Below are 19,051 nucleotides of genomic sequence, written 5' to 3'. Positions count from 1 at the left end.
GTTTTTTGTTGTTATGTGCCGTGCTACTCGTCCTGAGCAGCGAGCAGGCGCCGCAACGGCTCTACGGTGCGGCTGACGCGAATGAGGATGGCACGCTGCCGAGAGCTGCGCCAGTACGTGCCAGACGTTTCTGAGAACAAAATCGCGGCTTATCCGACAGAACGACCGGTATTTAAGCCAGCAAAGCCGGCAATGTCTTGTTCAGTGCCAGCTTTTCCATGACAGCTGCACCGGTGAGCGCATAGCCGAGCAGGTTTCCGGCATCGTCGTGGCACAGCGCCTTGATGTCCGCGCCTTGCCCTTCAATACTCCAAACGCCTTCAGTGCCTTTGGGCGGCGGCGAAACCACCAATGGGCACGCCGGCGTTTTGACAGTGATAGGCATGGGCCCGTACTTCACCGCAGCAGGCGTGCCCGCCAGGGTTTGCGCCAATGCCCGGGCGCATGTCATCAGAGGCATCACGTACAACATGTTCAGGCCATCCACTTCGGCACAATCGCCCAGCGCAAAGATGTTGGCATGAGAGGTCTTCAGATGACGATCAACGACGATGCCACGGCCGGTTTCCAGGCCTGCCGCTGCCGCAAGATCCATTCGTGGGCGCAGGCCGATGGCCGACAACACCACATCGCAAGCCAGCACCTGGCCGTCAGACAAATGGGCTTCAAGCCCTTGTTCAACGCGTGACAGGCGTGTCACCAAAGGGCCGAGGTGAAACCGGGCACCGATGCTTTCGAGTCCGGCCTGCACTGCCGTCGCCACCGCAGTGGGCAGCAACGTAGGCATGACTTGCTCGCACGGGGCCACCAGATCAACCTCGTAACCGCCCAGTATCAGGTCGTTGGCAAACTCGCATCCAATCAGGCCCGCGCCCAGTATCAGCACCCGACGCTTGCCAGCCGCTGCCAGGCGAAAGCGCGCGTAATCTTCCAGGTCATTGATCGGGAAGATGGCATCACTGGCGTCGCCTTCTATCGGCACACGCACCGTTTCTGCGCCCCACGCCAGAATCAAATCACGATAAGGCACAGATTCTTCGCCAATCCAGAGCCTTTTGTGGCCCGGGTCAATGCCGCTGATACGCGTGTGCGTGCGCACCTGGGCCTTGAGTTGCTCGGCCATCGTGCCTGGCTCAGCCATGCTCAGGCCATCGGCATCCTTGTTCTTGCCAAACCCGGTGGACAGCATCGGCTTGGAGTACGAACGCCCATCGTCAGCGGTAATCAGCAGCAGCGGCGTCTCGCCATCGAGCTTGCGAAATTCCCGAGCGAGGTTGTAACCCGCAAGGCCGGTGCCGATGATCACGACAGGTGCGTTCATTCGTTTCTCCTGAATAATGAAAAGGTGTGACGCATCAGCCGATTTCGATCATCTCGAAATCCATTTTGCCGACGCCACAATCCGGGCATAGCCAATCTTCAGGTACGTCCTGCCACAAGGTGCCGGGCGCAATGCCGTCATCCGGCCAACCATCGGCTTCGTTGTAAATCAGGCCACAGACAATACATTGCCACTTCTTCATCGGTCGGTTCTCTCAGGCTTTATGAACTCAGGCGGCGATACGCGCCCAGTCTGTTTGCGGCGCCGCCTGATTATTAACTGGGTCAGGGCGTTTTACTGATCGCAGGGCTTTGACGCAAGCCTCATCGACGCAAAGGCTCTGGCGCATTGGTCAGTGAAAACGGCCAATCGTGCTAAGCTCGGCGCCTCGATTGCTGCCAATAAATGCTCACCGTGATCCAGCAAAATCCTGCATTTGCGTCCCAAAACTGGCGTCTGCGCGATCAGATGACCGACACGCCCGAGCCTGTGATTCTCGATTGGCTCTTCAACGAAGACTCGCTGACCCGTCGCCTTAGCCGCTTATCCAATAACGGCTTCAGCGTCATGCCGCTGCACGAAGGCTGGCAAACATTGCGCCCGGATGAATGCACGGCGCTTGAACTGCCCGAAGGCAGTGAAGGCTGGGTCAGGGAAGTGTATCTGCGCGGCAATGGGGAAACCTGGGTCTTCGCGCGCAGCGTTGCCGCTCGCAGCGCACTGGAGCTGGACGGCTTGCACATGGACAAACTGGGCACCCGCTCGCTTGGCGAACTGCTGTTCAGCGACAAGGCTTTTATCCGCGGACCGCTACAAGTCTCTCGCTATCCGGCAGCCTCGTTGCCCGCCGATAGTGCACAAGACGGCTTGTGGGCTCGTCGCTCATGCTTCACCCGCTCAGGCTTGAGCATTCTGGTCGCCGAAGTCTTCCTGCCTACGCTGTGGCACGCCATCGAACTCGCTGCCCCCTTCGTTGCGGAGCCCCGCTGATGTACGTTTCGCTACTCAAATCCCTGAACCGGCTGAACCCTCGCGCATGGGACTTCGTGCAATTGACCCGCGTCGACAAGCCCATCGGTATTTATCTGCTGCTGTGGCCAACCTTGTGGGCGCTGTGGATTGCCGGCAAAGGTTCACCGTCACTGGCCAATGTATCGATCTTCGTGGTCGGCGTGATCCTGATGCGCGCTGCGGGCTGCGTGATCAACGACTTCGCCGACCGCAAAGTGGACGGCCACGTCAAACGCACCGAACAACGCCCATTGGTGAGCGGCAAAGTCAGCAGTAAAGAGGCGCTGGTGCTGTTCGCCATTCTGGTGGGTTTAAGCTTTTTGCTGGTGCTGCTGACCAACGCAACCACCATCTGGCTGTCGTTCGGAGGGCTGGCGCTGGCGGCCTGCTATCCCTTCATGAAGCGTTATACGTATTACCCGCAGGTGGTGCTGGGGGCAGCGTTTTCGTGGGGTATGCCGATGGCTTTCACGGCGCAGACCGGCGACTTGCCTGCCGCCGCCTGGCTGTTGTACATCGCCAATCTGTTGTGGACGGTGGGTTACGACACGTATTACGCGATGACAGACCGCGAAGACGATTTGAAGATCGGCGTCAAGTCCACTGCCGTGCTGTTCGGCGATGCGGATCGAGTCATCATCATTACCTTGCAATGCCTGGCGCTCGGCTGCCTGATGCTGGCCGGGGCACGCTTTGAGTTGGGTCTGTACTTCTTGATGGGACTGCTGGTGGCGGCGGCATGTTTCGCCTGGCAATTCTGGTCAACCCGCAACCGCGAGCCTCAAGTCTGCTTCAAGGCGTTTTTGCATAACCATTGGGCGGGGCTGGCGATTTTTGTCGGGATCGTCCTGGACTACGCAATGCGCTGACCACCGGCCAGCGCACACGTATCAGTGGTTGAGGAGCTTAGGGTTTAGCGATGTGCCAGACGTCACCTTTGCCATCGCCACTTTTGTCGCCAGCCGCCTTGTCGTTTTTGAAGGTGTACAGCGCTTTGCCTTTGTAAACCCACTGTGATGCGCCGTCGTCACGCTTGATGACGGTCCAGTCCCCGACAGACTTGTCGGAACTGGATGCCGTAAGCGGCGGCCAGTTGGTTGCACATTGATCGTTGCAAACCGACTTACCGGCTGAGGTATCTTTGTCGAAGGTGTAAAGCGTCATGCCTTTATGGTCGACCAGCATGCCGTCCTTGGTCATGGCAGGTTCTGCGGCGAACGCCATGCCAGACGATGCAAGCGCTGCGGCAGCAAGCAGACCAAGAAGGGAAGATGAAAACTTAGCCATCAGATGAATCCTCTTTTTGTAGTCGTTGTGGGACAACTTTGTTGTAGGACAAGACCTCAAGCTTAGCGCTACATCAGGCTTTCCCGCCAGCGACTCAGAAACCTGTCACACGACTGCAATAATTCCGTTATCTAATGCGCCCCAAGACAGTTAAATGACAAGAGGTTCTAGGCATGGCTGGCAGGAGCATTCTGATCGTTGACGACGAAGCACCGATTCGCGAAATGATCGCCGTTGCATTGGAAATGGCCGGCTACGACTGCATGGAGGCTGAGAATTCGCAACAAGCTCACGCCATCATCGTTGATCGCAAACCGGATCTGATCCTGCTTGACTGGATGCTGCCTGGCACTTCTGGCATCGAGTTGGCCCGCAGACTCAAACGTGACGAGCTGACGGGGGACATCCCGATCATCATGCTCACGGCCAAAGGCGAAGAGGACAACAAGATTCAGGGCCTTGAAGTCGGCGCCGATGACTACATCACCAAACCCTTCTCCCCGCGTGAACTGGTCGCCCGCCTCAAGGCTGTGCTGCGCCGTGCAGGCCCGACCGATGGTGAATCGCCAATCGAAGTAGGCGGCCTGCTGCTCGACCCCATTAGCCACCGCGTAACCATCGATGGCAAACCCGCTGAAATGGGCCCTACCGAATACCGCCTGCTGCAATTTTTCATGACCCACCAGGAACGCGCTTACACTCGCGGGCAATTGCTCGATCAGGTCTGGGGTGGCAACGTCTATGTCGAGGAGCGCACCGTTGATGTTCACATCCGCCGCCTGCGCAAAGCCCTCGGCGATGCCTACGAGAATCTGGTACAAACCGTGCGCGGCACCGGCTATCGCTTTTCTACCAAAAGCTGAACAAGCATTTGGGGCGGCTGCCGACAGTTTGCTCAGGACAAGGACGCGTTTTAATTGAATCACAACTGGCACGGCACGCTGATTCGCCATCTGCTGTTCTTGGTCACGGGCTCACTGCTGGCGGGCTTGATCAGCGGGCACTACGGCTGGTGTCTGGCCATCGGGCTGGCGTTGTATCTGGCCTGGACGTTGAAGCAGTTGCTGCGCCTGCACGACTGGCTGCGCCATCACAAAGCCGACGAACCACCGCCTGACGGCTATGGGTTGTGGGGCGAGGTATTCGACAGTATTTATCACCTGCAGCGACGCGACATGCGCGTGCGCGGGCGCTTGCAGGCGGTTATCGACAGGGTTCAGGAGTCCACCGCAGCGCTCCGTGATGCGGTGATCATGCTCGACAGCGAGGGCAACCTTGAATGGTGGAACCGCGCCGCTGAAACCTTGCTGGGCCTCAAGACACCTCAGGACAGCGGCCAGCCGGTCACGAACCTGGTGCGCCATCCGCGTTTCAAAGAATACTTCGAGCAAAACAACTACACCGAGCCACTGGAAATCCCCTCGCCTGCCAGTGATCGCCTGCGCATCCAGCTGTTGATCACCCGCTACGGCAACAACGAGCATTTGATGCTCGTGCGCGACGTTACGCGCATTCACCAGCTGGAACAGATGCGCAAAGACTTCGTCGCCAACGTTTCCCATGAGCTACGCACGCCGTTGACGGTAATTTGTGGCTATCTGGAAACGCTGCTCGATAACGTTGAAGAGGTCAATCCACGCTGGGGCCGGGCGCTGCAACAGATGCACCAGCAAGGCGGGCGCATGCAGACGCTGCTCAACGATCTGTTGCTGCTGGCAAAGCTTGAGGCGACGGATTACCCGTCCGACAACCAGCCCGTGGAAGTCTCCGCGCTATTGCGCAGCATCACCAACGACGCTCAGGAGTTGTCCGGCAACAAGAACCAACAGATCACGCTGGAAATCGACAGCGAGACCAGCCTCAAAGGCAGCGAGCCTGAGCTGCGTAGCGCGTTTTCCAACCTCATCTTCAACGCCGTCAAATACACGCCAGCAGACGGCAATATCCGCATTCGCTGGTGGACCGACTCTCGCGGCGCGCATTTGAGCGTTCAGGACAACGGGCTCGGTATCGACAGCAAGCACCTGCCACGTCTGACCGAACGCTTCTACCGCGTCGATTCCAGTCGTGCGTCCAACACCGGCGGCACCGGGCTGGGCCTGGCAATCGTCAAACACGTGCTGTTGCGTCACCGGGCCGCGCTTGAGATCAACAGCGTGATGGGCAAGGGCAGCGTGTTTATCTGCAACTTCCCACCGATCCAGATGACCAAGCCCTAGCAAAGCTGGCGGATAGCCGCTAAATTGCGCCTCTTGCGCCCCTGTTACCGGGCGGCTGCGCCCTCTTTTGATCACACGGAACCCGCAAAACTCCATCATGGACCCTTCCCCTGCTTTAAGCGCCTCCTCCCTGTTTGCCGACTTCGGCATGATTCTTTTCGCAATGATTCTGGTACTGCTCAACGGCTTTTTCGTTGCTGCCGAGTTCGCGATGGTCAAACTGCGCTCGACGCGGGTTGAATCCATCGCAGAGAAAAATGGCTGGAGAGGCCGGATTCTGCGCACCGTACACAGCCAGCTTGACGCTTACCTGTCTGCCTGCCAGCTGGGTATTACTTTGGCGTCGCTCGGCCTGGGCTGGGTCGGCGAGCCCGCATTTGCGCACTTGCTCGCACCTTTGCTTGAAGCCGTCGGAGTGGAGTCGCCTGAAGTGGTGAAGGGGATTTCGTTCTTCTCTGCGTTCTTCATGATCTCGTACCTGCACATCGTGGTCGGTGAACTGGCACCCAAGTCATGGGCGATCCGCAAACCGGAATTGCTGTCGCTGTGGACCGCAGTGCCGCTGTACCTCTTCTATTGGGCGATGTACCCGGCCATTTACCTGCTCAATGCCAGCGCCAACGGCATTCTGCGGGTTGCAGGCCAGGGCGAGCCCGGCCCGCATCACGAGCATCATTACAGCCGTGAAGAGCTCAAGTTGATTCTGCACTCCAGCCGTGGTCAGGACCCAAGTGATCAGGGCATGCGCGTACTGGCGTCTGCCGTGGAGATGGGCGAGCTGGAAGTGGTCGACTGGGCCAACTCCCGGGAAGACCTGGTGACGCTGGATTGCAACGCGCCGCTCAAGGAAATCATGGCGCTGTTTCGTCGGCATAAATTCAGCCGATATCCGGTATACGACGCGGAGCGGGAGGAGTTTGTCGGTCTGTTGCACATCAAGGACTTGCTGCTTGAGCTGGCCGCGCTGGATCACATGCCTGAGTCGTTCAACCTCGCCGAGCTGACCCGGCCGCTGGAGCGCGTGTCCAAGCACATGCCGCTGTCCCGCTTGCTGGAGCAGTTCCGCCAGGGCGGCGCGCACTTTGCGCTGGTCGAAGAAGCCGACGGCAAGGTCATCGGTTACCTGACCATGGAAGACGTACTTGAAGTGTTGGTCGGCGACATTCAGGACGAACACCGTAAGGCCGAGCGCGGCATCCTCGCGTATCAGCCAGGCAAACTGCTGGTGCGGGGCGACACGCCGTTGTTCAAGATCGAACGCCTGCTGGGCATCGATCTGGATCATGTAGAGGCCGAAACGCTGGCGGGGCTTATCTATGACAGCCTCAAGCGGGTGCCTGAAGAAGAGGAAGTGATGGAAGTCGAAGGCCTGCGCATCATCATCAAAAAGATGAAAGGCCCGAAAATCGTTCTGGCCAAGGTGTTGAAGCTGGATTGATGCCACGCCCCCGAGCAATCCGGTCGCCGTTGATTCTGGACGGAGGCCGTGGGAGCCATGCTTGCAGGCGATCTGCCGCGCAGCGGAAGTAAAATCTGTGAGTGCGGTGTGTCAGGCAAACCGCGTTGCAAGGTTTTGGGGCCGCCGCGCAGCCCATCGCTGGCAAGCCGAGCTCCCACGCCCTCCGCGCAGAAGCGTCACTCAGTCTTTCAATTCCCGCCCACTGCAAAGTTCGGCAGGCTCTGCACCGGTTGGGCAAACTCGTAGGGAATCGACTCCAGCGCCAGCCCGACGTTGCGCTGCACCACAAAATGCAGGTGCGGGCCGGTGCTGTTACCGGTGTTGCCCGAACGCCCCAACGCACTGCCCACCACCACGTGCTGCCCTTCCTTGACCACCACCGAGCCCTGCATCAGGTGCAGGTAGACGCCCATGGTGCCGTCGTCATGCAACACCCTCACGAAATTGCCTGAAGGGTTGGCGCCTCTGCCGCTCTGGCTGTTTTCAGTCTTGATCACGGTACCGCCCCGCGCCGCAATGATCTGCGTGCCCTCGGGCATGGCGATGTCCATGGCGTAGCGGCTCTTGGCGCCAAAATGGCTGTATGCACCGTTAGGGCCCTGACTCAAACGAAACGGGCCGCCCACCCATGGCAACGGATAACGATAAGCCAGCGAGCCCGAGCTGCGTTGTGGGTCGCCGACGATGGAGCGCAGGCTTGGCTTGTAGCTCATGGCCATTCCAGCCTGTTTGGGGCTCAAGGCGATCAGGCGCTCGGTGCTGCGTGCAGGAACAGTGCGGCGGATGACCTGATCGGCAACGCCGAGCACATTTTTGACCCCGGCCAGTTTCAGCTCGACTTCCACTGGCGCGTAAAGGTCATTGCGCACGTAGAGGTTGTCGACGCCCTTGTCTTTCTTGACGTTCAGACGCACTTGCCGATCGATCCGTTCGACCATGCGCTCACGCAACTTGAGCACCGCCGCGCCCGGTACTGCATGATCGGTAAACGACACAACGCCGTTGGCATCGGTGTATTTATAGATCGTGAACGCACATGCCGATTGGGCGGTCAGCAGCAAAGCACATAAGATCAGCAAGCGCTCGAGCATCGGAATACGTCTGTTCAGGGAGATGGGCGAATGACGGCCAGACTAACAGCGATGCCGATTGATGAGGACTCATCCGTATCAATCGGCAACACACCAAGCGTCAAGGAAATCGCGTCAGCGGCAGATGCGCTGGGATTTGCAATTTCTATGCACCCCTTACAGCGTTTCGTCGGAGCCGCACTGACGCCACGCGAATGAATTCGCGCCTACAGACCAGCAGCACTCCAACCCCTCTGTAGGAGCCAACTTGTTGGCGAAGCGGCGTCATGGGCTGAATCAGCCCCGGCGCCTCGCGAATAAATTCACTCCTGCAGAAAAGCGATGGCCGGCGGGCCTTCAAGCGCCGGGAATAAAGTGCTTCTGCGCGGTGCCGCGTGCGATCAGACGGGACAGGTAGTCCATCTTCTGAGCGTCCTGATCGACGAAGCGAAAGGTCACTTGCAGCCAGTCGCTGTCGGGCTTCTGCTCGAACGCGGCGATGGCATGCAGGTAGCCATTCAGGCGTGCGACCTCGGCGTTTTCACCTTGTTCCAGATCGAGCACCGCCGTTTCCAGGATCTGCGGCAAGATATCGCCGCGACGTACCAGCAGCAGCGCTTCCTTGAGCGTCAGCGCCTTGATGACACACGGCTGTGTGCCGCTCGGCAAGCGCAGTTGCCCTTGCCCGCGCCCCTTCGGCTCAGGCGACGGCGCAACGGGTGCGGCAGGCCTGATCGACGGCTGAGCAGGTGCAGGCGAAGCCGAGGTGGTCACCACTTCCGGACGATTACCCGTCAGCGCGCCCAACGAGTCATTGCCAAACGCAGACGTCATGCGCGCCGGCGCACCGGTCATCAGCGCCTCCAGCTTGCCTACCTTGTGCAGCGCCTTTTTGACCTTGGTCAATAACTGCTCATTGGTAAACGGCTTGCCGATGAAATCGGAAACGCCGGCCTGGATCGCCTGAATCACGTTTTCCTTGTCACCTCGGCTGGTGACCATGATGAAGGGCATGGTCTTCAGGTTGTCCTGCTGACGGCACCACGTCAGCAGTTCAAGGCCTGACATCTCTGGCATTTCCCAGTCGCACAGCACCAGGTCGAACACCTCGCGGGTCAACAGCAACTGGGCTTTACGGCCATTGACTGCGTCTTCCAGCTGAACGCCCGGGAAGGCATTACGCAGCCCTTTTTTTACGAGATCACGAATGAATGGCGCGTCATCCACCACCAAAACACTGACTTTACTCATCGACGCTCCTGATGGCGTGTTCACCCCAAATGGCGAGCATATCGCTGGCCGCTAAGCCAACTGCCAAACTGTTTGACGACACCGGGACATATTGTTCGCGGGCGACTTGACGATTGAAAACCGGAAAACGAAAACGCCCGGCGTGTGCCGGGCGTTTTCTCGCAGGCAGTCTTATTTATCGTCAGGTGCGTCCGGAACATTAGGAGTTTCGGCAATGCGGCCCTTAACTTCTTCCTGCATGCGCTTGAGGCCCAGGTGACGCACGTCAGTGCCGCGCACCAGATAGATGACCAATTCAGAGATATTACGCGCATGGTCGCCAATACGCTCGAGAGAACGCAGTACCCAGATCACGTTCAATACACGGGAGATCGAACGCGGATCTTCCATCATGTAGGTGACCAGCTCGCGCAGAGCAGTTTTGTATTCGCGGTCAATGGTTTTGTCGTATTGAGCGACAGACAGCGCCAGATCAGCGTCGAATCGCGCAAACGAATCCAACGCGTCACGCACCATGCTGCGCACCTGATCACCGATGTGTCGCACTTCCACGTAGCCGCGCGGGGACTCACCCTCTTCGCACAACTGAATCGCGCGACGGGCGATTTTGGTCGATTCGTCGCCGATGCGTTCCAGATCGATGACTGACTTGGAGATGCTGATGATCAAACGCAGGTCGGATGCGGCAGGCTGACGGCGAGCCAGAATGCGCAGGCACTCCTCGTCGATGTTGCGCTCCATCTGATTGATGCGGTCGTCGACTTCACGCACGCGCTGCGCCAGACCTGAGTCGGCGTCGATCAGTGCGGTAACTGCGTCGTTGACCTGCTTTTCTACCAGGCCGCCCATTTCCAGCAAGTGGCTGCGAACTTCTTCAAGCTCGGCATTGAACTGCTGGGAGATGTGATGTGTGTGGCTGTCTTTGATCATGCTCAATGTCCGTCCGATGAGTTGCGAGACCGCTGCGGTGGTTCAGGGCTGACTGACGAACTAAGTGCTAGCCGTAACGACCGGTTATGTAGTCTTCAGTCTGTTTCTTGGTCGGATTGGTGAACAACGTATCGGTGTCACCGAACTCGACCAGCTTGCCCATGTACATGAAGGCGGTGTAATCCGATACACGCGCCGCCTGCTGCATGTTGTGGGTAACGATCACAATGGTGTATTTGGATTTCAGTTCGTAGATCAGTTCTTCGACTTTGAGGGTCGAAATCGGGTCAAGTGCCGAACACGGCTCATCTAGCAGCAGTACTTCAGGCTCGACGGCGATAGTGCGGGCAATCACCAGACGTTGCTGCTGACCACCCGAAAGGCCCAGCGCGGACTCATGAAGACGGTCTTTGACCTCGTCCCATAACGCCGCGCCGCGCAAGGCCCACTCGACAGCCTCGTCGAGCATGCGCTTTTTATTGATCCCCTGAATCCGCAGGCCGTAGACCACGTTCTCGTAGATGGTCTTGGGAAACGGGTTGGGTTTTTGAAAAACCATACCGACGCGACGACGCAGCTCGGCGACGTCCTCGCCCTTGGTGTAGATGTCGTGGCCGTCCAGATTGATCGCGCCCTGTACACGACAGCCATCGACCAGATCGTTCATGCGATTGAAGGTGCGCAGCAACGTCGACTTGCCACAGCCCGACGGCCCGATGAACGCCGTCACCCGTTGCTTGGGGATGTTCATGCTGATGTCGAACAACGCCTGCTTGTCGTTGTAGAACAGGCTCAAACCCGGAACTTCGAGGGCCACGGGCTCACTCGCCAGGTCCAGGCTTTGTCGCTTGCGGCCCAGCGCCGACATGTTGATGCCGTGGGCGGGAGGATTTTGTGGCATGAGCTCACTCCGTTCGTAGCTGCAAGCTTTAAGCTGCAAGCCGCAAGTAAAAAAACTGCGGCTGGCTTTGGCCTTCCGCTTGTAGCTTGTAGCTTGTAGCTTGTAGCTTGTAGCTTGTAGCTTTTAGCTTGAAGCTTGAAGCTTGAAGCTCATCAAATGTCCAACGCCTTGTATTTCTCGCGCAGATGGTTACGCAGCGTTACTGCCGCCAGGTTCAGCAAAGCGATCACCAGCACCAGCAGCAGCGCCGTTGCGTACACCAGCGGTCGCGCCGCTTCGACGTTCGGGCTCTGGAACCCGACGTCGTAAATATGAAAACCCAAGTGCATGATTTTCTGGTCCAGGTGCAGATACGGGAAGTTGCCATTCACCGGCAACGATGGCGCCATCTTCACCACGCCCACCAGCATCAGTGGCGCCACTTCACCCGCCGCACGCGCAACAGCCAGGATCAGGCCGGTCATCATCGCCGGGCTGGCCATGGGCAAGACAATCTTCCACAGCGTCTCAGCCTTGGTTGCGCCCAGCGCCAACGAGCCTTCGCGCAGAGTAAGCGGAATGCGTGCCAGCCCTTCCTCGGTGGCCACGATCACCACCGGCACGGCGAGCAGCGCCAGAGTCAACGAAGCCCAGAGCAGGCCAGGCGTACCAAAGGTCGGCGCCGGCAAAGCTTGCGAGAAGAACAGCTGATCCAGCGAGCCACCGAGCACGTAAACAAAAAAGCCCAGACCGAACACGCCGTAAACGATAGCCGGGACGCCTGCGAGGTTATTCACGGCGATACGGATCAGGCGGGTCATCGGTCCCTGACGCGCGTACTCACGCAAATAAACCGCTGCCAGCACACCGAACGGGGTGACGATCACGGCCATGATCAGGGTCATCATCACCGTACCGAAGATGGCCGGGAAGATTCCCCCTTCAGTGTTGGCTTCACGCGGGTCTTCGCTGAGGAATTCCCACAGCTTCTGGAAATAGAACCCAAGCTTGGTGAACGTACTCATCGCATTGGGCTGGTAGGCGTGAACGACCTTGCCAATGCTGATCTCGACTTCTTTGCCATTGGCATCGCGCGCAGTCAGGCTGTCGCGGTTAAAGGCCTCGTGAAGTTTGCCCAGCCGGGACTCGATCTCTTTGTAGCGTGCGTCGTACTCGGCCCGCTCGCTGGCGATGTCGGCCTGTGCTGCCGCGTCGTAATTACCTTCGAGCTCCAGCTTGCGCGCCTGCAAGCGCAGACGCTCGATGCCATGGTTGATCGCGCCGATGTCGCCCTTCTCCAGGCTGTCCAGTTCATCGGCAAGCTTTTCAACCCGCGCGATACGCGCCTGCAGCGTCGGCCACGCGGCCTCGCCTTCGGCCACAACCTTGCCGTTTTCTTTCACGTTAACCAGATAGCCGTAAAAGTTTCCCCATTCGCGGCGCTCAAGGGTCATCAGTTCGGCGGGCTTGCGCTTGTCTGTCAGCCATTCCTCGACCACCCACGTGAAATCGCTGGCGCCTATATCGCGATTACCGACCTTGAACAGGTCGCGGGTCATGAACTCCGGTCCGTTATCAGGCACCGGCAATCCGGCGCCCTTGAGTCTTGCGCGAGGCACACGCTCGGACTGCACCAACTCGCCCACCAGCACGTTGCTTTGCTGATTCGGCACGTCGTACTGCGCAGCAATCAGATCGGCTGGCCAGAAATGCCCGAGCCCTCGCACCGCAATCACCAGCAGCAGGCCCAGCGTCATGATCACGGCAACCGACACCGCACCCGCGCTCAGCCAGACGCCAGGGGCGCCGCTTTTGAACCAGCTCTTGAGGGAGTTCTGCTTCACGAACTTACCTTCCTTAGAGAGACGAGTATTTCTTGCGCAGGCGCTGACGGATCAGCTCTGCCAAGGTGTTCATGGCGAAGGTGAACATCAGTAGCACCAACGCGGCGAGGAACAACACTCGATAGTGACTGCCTCCCACTTCGGACTCCGGCATCTCGACTGCGACGTTGGCCGCCAGGGTGCGCATGCCTTCAAACAGATTCATGTTCATGATCGGAGTATTACCGGTGGCCATCAGCACGATCATGGTTTCGCCCACCGCACGGCCCATGCCGATCATCAGTGCCGAGAAGATGCCCGGGCTGGCGGTCAGGATCACCGCACGGGTGAGGGTTTGCCAAGGCGTCGCGCCCAGCGCCAGCGAGCCGAGTGTCAGCCCGCGCGGCACGCTGAACACGGCATCTTCAGCAATGGAATAGATATTGGGGATGACTGCAAAACCCATCGCCAGGCCGACCACAAGCGCGTTGCGCTGGTCGTAGGTAATACCCAGATCGTTGGTAATCCAGGAGCGCATGTCACCACCGAAAAACCAGTTTTCCATGTGCGAACTCATACCCAGCGACGCCCAGCCGATCAAAAGAACGACCGGAATCAGGATCGCACTTTCCCAACCGTCCGGCACGCGCAGGCGGATCGAGTCAGGCAGTCGGGTCCACAGGTAGCCGGCCAGCAGGATGCCGAACGGGGTGAATATCAACAGGCTGAAAATGCCTGGCAAATGCGCCTCCAGATAGGGCGCGAGGAACAGCCCGGCGATGAACCCGAGGATCACCGTAGGCATCGCCTCCATCAGTTCAATCACAGGCTTGACCTTGCGCCGCATACCGGGGGCCATGAAGTAGGCGGTGTAGATCGCAGCCGCGATGGCCAACGGCGCGGCCAGCAACATGGCATAGAACGCCGCTTTGAGCGTGCCATACGTGAGCGGCGCCAGACTCAGTTTGGGCTCGAACTCACTGTTGGACGCCGTTGATTGCCACACGTACTGCGGCGAGTCGTAGTTCTCGTACCAGACCTTGCTCCACAGGGCGCTCCACGACACTTCGGGGTGCGGGTTCTTCAACGTCAGCGGCAGCAATTTACCGCCCTGCTCGACCACCACTCGATCAGCACGTGGCGACAGGCCGATCACACCCGGCCCCTCGGTGACCTGGTCAACCAGAAGCGTGCGGTGCGCGGTGCTGTGGAAGACCCCGAGCTTGCCCGAAGCGTCCATCGCGATGAAGCCCTTGCGACGCTGCTCGGCGGTGATCTGAGTAATCGGCGCACCGCCCATTTTGAAGTCGCGAATGTGCTGCAAACGCTGCTCGCCGTCGGTGTCACGGGCCATGAACCACTGAGCGATGACGCCCCGGGAGTTGCCGATCACCAGCGAGATCCCGCCGACCAGCTGTGTGCTGGCGGTGATTTGGGCGTTGCCATCTTCAAGGAGTTTGTAGCGCCCGTTGAGGGTGCGGTCGCGCAAGTCGAACACGTCTGCCTGGGCACGGCCATTTATCACGTACAGCCATTGTTGGCGCGGATCGACATAGATCGCTTTAACGTCCGCAGACAATTGCGGCAGCTCGATGCGGCTCTGTTCCTGAGTGGTTTCGCCGGTCATCAGGTTTTCTGTATGGCTTAGCGAAAGAACATGCAACTGCGTACCGGTCGAGCCCGCGAGAATCAAAGTCGAATCGGTCGCATTGAGGTTGACGTGCTCAATGGCGCGCCCTTGTTCATCCAGCGCCAGCGGGGTCTCGCCATAGGGATAGGTGATGGCCGGGGTGATGGTTTTCTTGTTGCCGGGATAGGTGACGGCATACGCATGCCTGAACACCAGCACGCCGCCATTGGAAAGCCCCACCGCCAGTAATGGTTTGCCAGGCTGGTCCTGACCGACCGACGTCACGCGCACGCCCGACGGCACGGGCAACACCACGCGCTTGAGTTCGGTGCCGTCATCGAGACTGAAGAACAGCGCCTCGCCTTTGTCCGATACCCGCAGGCCGACCTGATTCTGCTCCTCGATGGTGAGGATCATCGGGTTGCCCGCGTCTTGCATCCAGGCAGGGGTTTGAACGGCCTTGGTGGTGAGGTCCGCACCCTGAAACAGCGGCGCAACGACGTAAGCCAGATAGAAAAAAATGAGGGTGATCGCGGCCAATACTGCAAGACCGCCAACCAGTACATACCAGCGGGTCAGTCGGTCTTTGAACGCACGCATACGGCGCTTGCGTTGCAGCTCCGGCGTATTGAAATCAATGCGCTCGGGCGGAGATTTTTCGGTCATCGATGAATTGGCCAGATCATTCATGCGCACACCCTAGCGGTCCTGTATGACAAAAACATTACAGAGCGGTGACGCAAAAAAGCCCGCCGCCCTTGGACCGTGGCAGCGGACTGATGCTTGTGTGGCGAGCCTCGATCCATAAGGCCTGCTTGTTATTCATGAGTGGGGCGATTACTCGCGCCACATCGGGGTTATTTAGCTGCGACGCCCGCAGCACCTTCTTGTAGTCCCAGATCACCAAGGGCCTTGGAAACCACCTTGGCTGGTAGGGGAATGTAACCGTCTTTCATGACAACTTCCTGACCTTGTTTTGACAGAATCAGACGGATGAACTCAGCTTCCAGTGGCGCCAGCGGCTTGTTGGGCGCCTTGTTGACGTACACATAAAGGAACCGCGCCAGAGGGTATGTGCCATTGAGAGCATTCACCTCATTGTCTTCCACGAACGCCGCGCCTTCTTTTTTGGCAAGCGGAACAGTGCGAACGCTGGACGTTTTGTAACCAATGCCCGAGTAACCAATGCCGTTCAATGAACTGCTGATTGAGCTGACCACAGACGCGGACCCAGGCTGCTCGTTGACGTTGGCCTTGAAATCACCTTTGCACAGCGCTTCTTCTTTGAAATAACCGTACGTACCCGACACCGAATTACGCCCAAACATCTGGATCGACTTGCCCGCCAGATCCCCCGTGACGCCGACATCGCCCCAGGTCTTGGCGTCCGCTTTGGCACCGCACAAACGTGTCGCCGAAAAAATCGCGTCCACTTGCTGCAGGGTCAGGCCTTTGATCGGGTTGTCTTTGTGCACGAACACGGCCAGCGCATCGACTGCCACCGGGATCGCTGTAGGCTTGTAGCCGTGCTTCTGCTCGAACGCAGAAAGCTCACCGTCTTTCATCTTGCGACTCATGGGTCCGATGGTCGCCGTGCCCTCGGTCAATGCAGGCGGCGCCGTGGAAGAGCCCGCAGCCTGAATCTGGATGTTCACGGTTGGGTATTCTTTTTTGTAGGCCTCAGCCCACATGGTCATCAAGTTGGCCAAGGTGTCGGAGCCCACGCTGGACAGATTGCCCGACACGCCACTGGTTTTGACGTAAGGCTTGATAGCCGGATCAACCGCCGCGACCACATTGGCAGTGGCAACGCTGGCCGCAACCAGCGTCATCGCAGTCATCAAACGGGAGAGTGTCATACAGGGCTCCGGGCAAGGCTTGGAAAAGCGACCTGAGAACAGCGGCCGCATGACTACTCTATGAACGGAATATGACAAAAAGATGAAAGGCCGTTGCCCGATCGGGTAACGGCCTGCGTGGCGTCTTGGATACTGATAGGCGGCGCTACTCCGGACCGTAAAAAGGATACCGGTCAGGTAGGCTTTCTCATCAGCAAATAAACTCCAATGCCCATCCCCAACGCGCACAAGACTGCCACGTACCACGACGGCCCCATGGGGTTGGCCTTGAGCATGAAAGTCACGACCATCGGGGTGAGCCCGCCAAAGATCGCGTACGCCAGGTTGTATGAGAACGACAGCCCGGAAAACCGCACCACCGGCGGGAAGGCTTTGACCATCACGAACGGCACCGCGCCGATGGTGCCGACAAACAGGCCGGTAACGGCGTACAGCGGATACAGCCAGTCAGGGTATGCGCCGACCGTGTGATAGAACGTCCAGGAACTGACCAGCAGGCACATCGAGCCGATCAGAAAAACCAGGCCTGCGCCGAAACGATCAGCCGCCGCGCCGGCGATGATGCAACCGAGCGTCAGCATCACGATGGCGAGGCTGTTAGCCTTGAGGGCCACGGCAGGACTGAACCCGTAGACCGTTTGCAAAATGGTCGGGGTCATAAGAATGACCACCACGACACCTGCCGACAGCAACCACGTCAACGCCATAGACAGCACAACAGCGCCGCGATGATCACGCAGCACGGCCTTGAGCGGGACTTCGTCAGCCAGTGCCTTACGCAACTGCAACTCAGCAAATACAGGAGTTTCGTGCAGCCAGCGGCGCAGGTAAACCGACATCAGTCCAAACACGCCACCGAGCAGGAAGGGAATGCGCCAGGCGTAGTCCGACACTTCAATCGGGCTATAGACGCTATTGATGGCAGTAGCGACCAGCGAACCGAGCAAAATGCCCGCGGTCAGACCGGCCGTGAGTGTGCCGCAAGCGTAACCGACGTTACGTGCGGGAACGTGTTCGGAAACGAATACCCAGGCGCCCGGTACTTCGCCACCGATTGCGGCGCCTTGAATCACGCGCATCAGCAAAAGCAAAAGCGGTGCCCAGATGCCTATCTGAGCGTACGTGGGCAGCAGACCCATGATCAGCGTCGGCACCGCCATCAGGAAAATGCTCAGCGTGAACATTTTCTTGCGGCCCAGCAGATCGCCAAAATGCGCCATCACGATGCCGCCAACCGGCCGCGCCAGATAACCGGCAGCGAAGATGCCAAACGTCTGCATCAAACGCAGCCATTCGGGCATGTCCACGGGGAAAAACAGCTTGCCGACCACGGCCGCGAAGAACACGAAAATGATGAAGTCGTAAAACTCCAGCGCACCGCCCAAGGCAGACAGCGACAGGGTTTTGTAATCGTTACGGGTCAGTGGGCGCGAAGGGTGCGCAGCACTTGAGGGCACAGAGGACATGAAAAGGCTTCTCTCTTGAGGCTCGGTTGAGGCGAATGATCAATAGCGACGAAGGCCGGGGATAACGGCACCGCACGCGTTTTATCGACTCGACTGTGCAATCGGGCATCAAAATTGCGTGCCAGAAGTGGCGTGGTGGGCCAGATCGGTCCGGCACGATAGCAAATTGTTTCTAAATACACATAGATAGAAACATCAGCCGGTCAAAATGAGAACCGGAAGGTCGTAGCTGAAGGCGTCGCCCGATATACTCCCCGGCCGCAGTTGCGCCCCGGTCAGCGCAGGGAAGTTGTGCGAAAGCATTTACCCAAGTCGATTTCGCAGAGTTTCCCTTTTTCAATGTATCCAAGGCTTTGAGAGTCGTGGGTTAGAGGCACAGGCATGATCGAGCTCGAACAAGAAGATCCAATTCCGCAGGGCGATCTCGCCTTGCAAATCACCGCCCTCCCCCGCGAAACCAATGGTTTCGGCGATATCTTTGGTGGCTGGCTGGTGGCACAGATGGACCTCGCCGGCACCGCGATGGCAAGCAAGGTCGCAGCCGGACGCGTGGCAACTGTGTCCATCGACCGGATGGCGTTTCTGGTACCCGTGGCGGTGGGGGCTCAACTGTCGTTCTACACGCAGACGCTGGAAATCGGCCGCAGCTCAATCCAGATGATGGTCGAAGTCTGGAGTGACGACCCGCTGTCCAGCGAGTGGCGCAAGGTCACCGAGGCTGTGTTCGTGTTCGTGGCTATCGATGGCAGCGGCCGCACCCGTTCGGTACCGGCTCGCCGCTGACACGTCGCGATAGGTGGCTTCTTGGCGCTTGGCATTGCGCGGCAAACTGATCAAGCTTGGCG

General features: G+C 58.7%; 18 protein-coding genes. 7 read left to right on the top strand and 11 right to left on the bottom strand.

All coding sequences use genetic code 11. The features are described from left to right. Window positions 1-172: 172 nt before the first annotated feature. Together OYW20_RS00665 and OYW20_RS00660 are read right to left on the bottom strand one after the other, a co-directional pair. Complete coding sequence (locus tag OYW20_RS00665; RefSeq protein WP_268798829.1) at window positions 173-1,321, bottom strand: NAD(P)/FAD-dependent oxidoreductase; 1,149 nt, start codon at window positions 1,319-1,321, stop codon at window positions 173-175. A 34-nt stretch (window positions 1,322-1,355) separates the two neighbouring features. After that, on the bottom strand, window positions 1,356-1,523 hold the full coding sequence (locus tag OYW20_RS00660) for a rubredoxin (RefSeq protein WP_002555879.1): 168 nt from the start codon (window positions 1,521-1,523) through the stop codon (window positions 1,356-1,358). Between the two features lie 212 nt (window positions 1,524-1,735). On the opposite strand from OYW20_RS00660, the gene OYW20_RS00655 reads away from it, so the two are divergent. Both OYW20_RS00655 and ubiA read left to right on the top strand, forming a co-directional pair. Then, window positions 1,736-2,311: a chorismate--pyruvate lyase family protein gene (locus OYW20_RS00655; protein WP_268801239.1), complete on the top strand. Its 576-nt coding sequence runs from the start codon at window positions 1,736-1,738 to the stop codon at window positions 2,309-2,311. After that, the gene (gene ubiA / locus OYW20_RS00650) at window positions 2,311-3,201 is read left to right on the top strand and encodes a 4-hydroxybenzoate octaprenyltransferase (protein ID WP_268798828.1); all 891 of its coding nucleotides are present in this window, start codon (window positions 2,311-2,313) and stop codon (window positions 3,199-3,201) included. Before OYW20_RS00655 ends, ubiA begins: the two co-directional genes overlap by 1 nt. Window positions 3,202-3,238: 37 nt before the next feature. On the opposite strand, the gene OYW20_RS00645 is transcribed toward ubiA, so the two are convergent. Beyond that, window positions 3,239-3,619, bottom strand: coding sequence for a COG4315 family predicted lipoprotein (locus OYW20_RS00645; protein ID WP_268798827.1), 381 nt, complete (start codon window positions 3,617-3,619; stop codon window positions 3,239-3,241). 173 nt (window positions 3,620-3,792) lie between these two features. On the opposite strand from OYW20_RS00645, the gene phoB reads away from it, so the two are divergent. The 3 genes from phoB to OYW20_RS00630 all read left to right on the top strand — a co-directional run bounded on the left by phoB (window position 3,793) and on the right by OYW20_RS00630 (window position 7,276). Next, window positions 3,793-4,482 (top strand): phosphate regulon transcriptional regulator PhoB, encoded by a 690-nt coding sequence (phoB, locus tag OYW20_RS00640; RefSeq protein WP_259100891.1) that lies wholly within the window; start codon window positions 3,793-3,795, stop codon window positions 4,480-4,482. Between the two features lie 54 nt (window positions 4,483-4,536). After that, window positions 4,537-5,838, top strand: a complete 1,302-nt coding sequence (gene phoR / locus OYW20_RS00635; protein ID WP_268798826.1) for a phosphate regulon sensor histidine kinase PhoR — start codon at window positions 4,537-4,539, stop codon at window positions 5,836-5,838. A gap of 97 nt (window positions 5,839-5,935) precedes the next feature. Beyond that, window positions 5,936-7,276 (top strand): hemolysin family protein, encoded by a 1,341-nt coding sequence (locus tag OYW20_RS00630; protein ID WP_268798825.1) that lies wholly within the window; start codon window positions 5,936-5,938, stop codon window positions 7,274-7,276. Window positions 7,277-7,485: 209 nt separating this feature from the next. Here OYW20_RS00630 and OYW20_RS00625 read toward each other — a convergent pair whose 3' ends face one another. Further along, a complete protein-coding gene (locus tag OYW20_RS00625) occupies window positions 7,486-8,388 on the bottom strand; it encodes a peptidoglycan DD-metalloendopeptidase family protein (protein ID WP_268798824.1) in 903 nt (300 codons plus the stop codon). Between the two features lie 30 nt (window positions 8,389-8,418). Here OYW20_RS00625 and OYW20_RS00620 point away from each other — a divergent pair, with 30 nt between their 5' ends. After that, window positions 8,419-8,586 carry a hypothetical protein gene (locus tag OYW20_RS00620; RefSeq protein WP_268798823.1) on the top strand — a complete coding sequence of 56 codons (168 nt, stop codon included), beginning with the start codon at window positions 8,419-8,421 and terminating at the stop codon, window positions 8,584-8,586. A gap of 138 nt (window positions 8,587-8,724) precedes the next feature. On the opposite strand, the gene OYW20_RS00615 is transcribed toward OYW20_RS00620, so the two are convergent. The 7 genes from OYW20_RS00615 to OYW20_RS00585 form a co-directional block, all read right to left on the bottom strand. Next, window positions 8,725-9,618 (bottom strand): response regulator, encoded by an 894-nt coding sequence (locus OYW20_RS00615; RefSeq protein ID WP_268798822.1) that lies wholly within the window; start codon window positions 9,616-9,618, stop codon window positions 8,725-8,727. A gap of 171 nt (window positions 9,619-9,789) precedes the next feature. Beyond that, window positions 9,790-10,548 (bottom strand): phosphate signaling complex protein PhoU, encoded by a 759-nt coding sequence (gene phoU, locus OYW20_RS00610; protein ID WP_268798821.1) that lies wholly within the window; start codon window positions 10,546-10,548, stop codon window positions 9,790-9,792. 67 nt (window positions 10,549-10,615) lie between these two features. Then, window positions 10,616-11,449 carry a phosphate ABC transporter ATP-binding protein PstB gene (gene pstB, locus OYW20_RS00605; RefSeq protein WP_268798820.1) on the bottom strand — a complete coding sequence of 278 codons (834 nt, stop codon included), beginning with the start codon at window positions 11,447-11,449 and terminating at the stop codon, window positions 10,616-10,618. 152 nt (window positions 11,450-11,601) lie between these two features. Continuing rightward, window positions 11,602-13,272 carry a phosphate ABC transporter permease PstA gene (pstA, locus tag OYW20_RS00600; RefSeq protein ID WP_268798819.1) on the bottom strand — a complete coding sequence of 557 codons (1,671 nt, stop codon included), beginning with the start codon at window positions 13,270-13,272 and terminating at the stop codon, window positions 11,602-11,604. A gap of 13 nt (window positions 13,273-13,285) precedes the next feature. Continuing rightward, complete coding sequence (locus tag OYW20_RS00595; protein WP_268798818.1) at window positions 13,286-15,571, bottom strand: ABC transporter permease subunit; 2,286 nt, start codon at window positions 15,569-15,571, stop codon at window positions 13,286-13,288. A gap of 167 nt (window positions 15,572-15,738) precedes the next feature. Next, a complete protein-coding gene (locus OYW20_RS00590) occupies window positions 15,739-16,740 on the bottom strand; it encodes a phosphate ABC transporter substrate-binding protein PstS family protein (protein WP_268798817.1) in 1,002 nt (333 codons plus the stop codon). A 173-nt stretch (window positions 16,741-16,913) separates the two neighbouring features. Next, the gene (locus OYW20_RS00585; RefSeq protein WP_268798816.1) at window positions 16,914-18,206 is read right to left on the bottom strand and encodes an MFS transporter; all 1,293 of its coding nucleotides are present in this window, start codon (window positions 18,204-18,206) and stop codon (window positions 16,914-16,916) included. A gap of 381 nt (window positions 18,207-18,587) precedes the next feature. Here OYW20_RS00585 and OYW20_RS00580 point away from each other — a divergent pair, with 381 nt between their 5' ends. Next, complete coding sequence (locus OYW20_RS00580) at window positions 18,588-18,989, top strand: acyl-CoA thioesterase (protein ID WP_268798815.1); 402 nt, start codon at window positions 18,588-18,590, stop codon at window positions 18,987-18,989. Window positions 18,990-19,051: the final 62 nt, after the last annotated feature.

The sequence above is a fragment of the Pseudomonas sp. BSw22131 genome, assembly GCF_026810445.1.
Classification (GTDB): Bacteria; Pseudomonadota; Gammaproteobacteria; order Pseudomonadales; family Pseudomonadaceae; genus Aquipseudomonas; species Aquipseudomonas huanghezhanensis.
Note: the sequence above shows the minus strand (reverse complement) of the source record. Positions and strands in the feature narration are given on the sequence as shown.

What these genes read in the sequence shown, in the direction of transcription:
- OYW20_RS00645 (WP_268798827.1), bottom strand. Translation starts at nt 3,619, where the DNA reads ATGGCTAAGTTTTCATCTTCCCTTCTTGGTCTGCTTGCTGCCGCAGCG.
- OYW20_RS00585 (WP_268798816.1), bottom strand. Translation starts at nt 18,206, where the DNA reads ATGTCCTCTGTGCCCTCAAGTGCTGCGCACCCTTCGCGCCCACTGACC.
- OYW20_RS00625 (WP_268798824.1), bottom strand. Translation starts at nt 8,388, where the DNA reads ATGCTCGAGCGCTTGCTGATCTTATGTGCTTTGCTGCTGACCGCCCAA.
- OYW20_RS00630 (WP_268798825.1), top strand. Translation starts at nt 5,936, where the DNA reads ATGGACCCTTCCCCTGCTTTAAGCGCCTCCTCCCTGTTTGCCGACTTC.
- OYW20_RS00615 (WP_268798822.1), bottom strand. Translation starts at nt 9,618, where the DNA reads ATGAGTAAAGTCAGTGTTTTGGTGGTGGATGACGCGCCATTCATTCGT.
- phoB (WP_259100891.1), top strand. Translation starts at nt 3,793, where the DNA reads ATGGCTGGCAGGAGCATTCTGATCGTTGACGACGAAGCACCGATTCGC.
- OYW20_RS00660 (WP_002555879.1), bottom strand. Translation starts at nt 1,523, where the DNA reads ATGAAGAAGTGGCAATGTATTGTCTGTGGCCTGATTTACAACGAAGCC.
- OYW20_RS00620 (WP_268798823.1), top strand. Translation starts at nt 8,419, where the DNA reads ATGACGGCCAGACTAACAGCGATGCCGATTGATGAGGACTCATCCGTA.
- OYW20_RS00580 (WP_268798815.1), top strand. Translation starts at nt 18,588, where the DNA reads ATGATCGAGCTCGAACAAGAAGATCCAATTCCGCAGGGCGATCTCGCC.
- phoU (WP_268798821.1), bottom strand. Translation starts at nt 10,548, where the DNA reads ATGATCAAAGACAGCCACACACATCACATCTCCCAGCAGTTCAATGCC.
- OYW20_RS00595 (WP_268798818.1), bottom strand. Translation starts at nt 15,571, where the DNA reads ATGAATGATCTGGCCAATTCATCGATGACCGAAAAATCTCCGCCCGAG.
- pstB (WP_268798820.1), bottom strand. Translation starts at nt 11,449, where the DNA reads ATGCCACAAAATCCTCCCGCCCACGGCATCAACATGTCGGCGCTGGGC.
- ubiA (WP_268798828.1), top strand. Translation starts at nt 2,311, where the DNA reads ATGTACGTTTCGCTACTCAAATCCCTGAACCGGCTGAACCCTCGCGCA.
- OYW20_RS00665 (WP_268798829.1), bottom strand. Translation starts at nt 1,321, where the DNA reads ATGAACGCACCTGTCGTGATCATCGGCACCGGCCTTGCGGGTTACAAC.
- OYW20_RS00590 (WP_268798817.1), bottom strand. Translation starts at nt 16,740, where the DNA reads ATGACACTCTCCCGTTTGATGACTGCGATGACGCTGGTTGCGGCCAGC.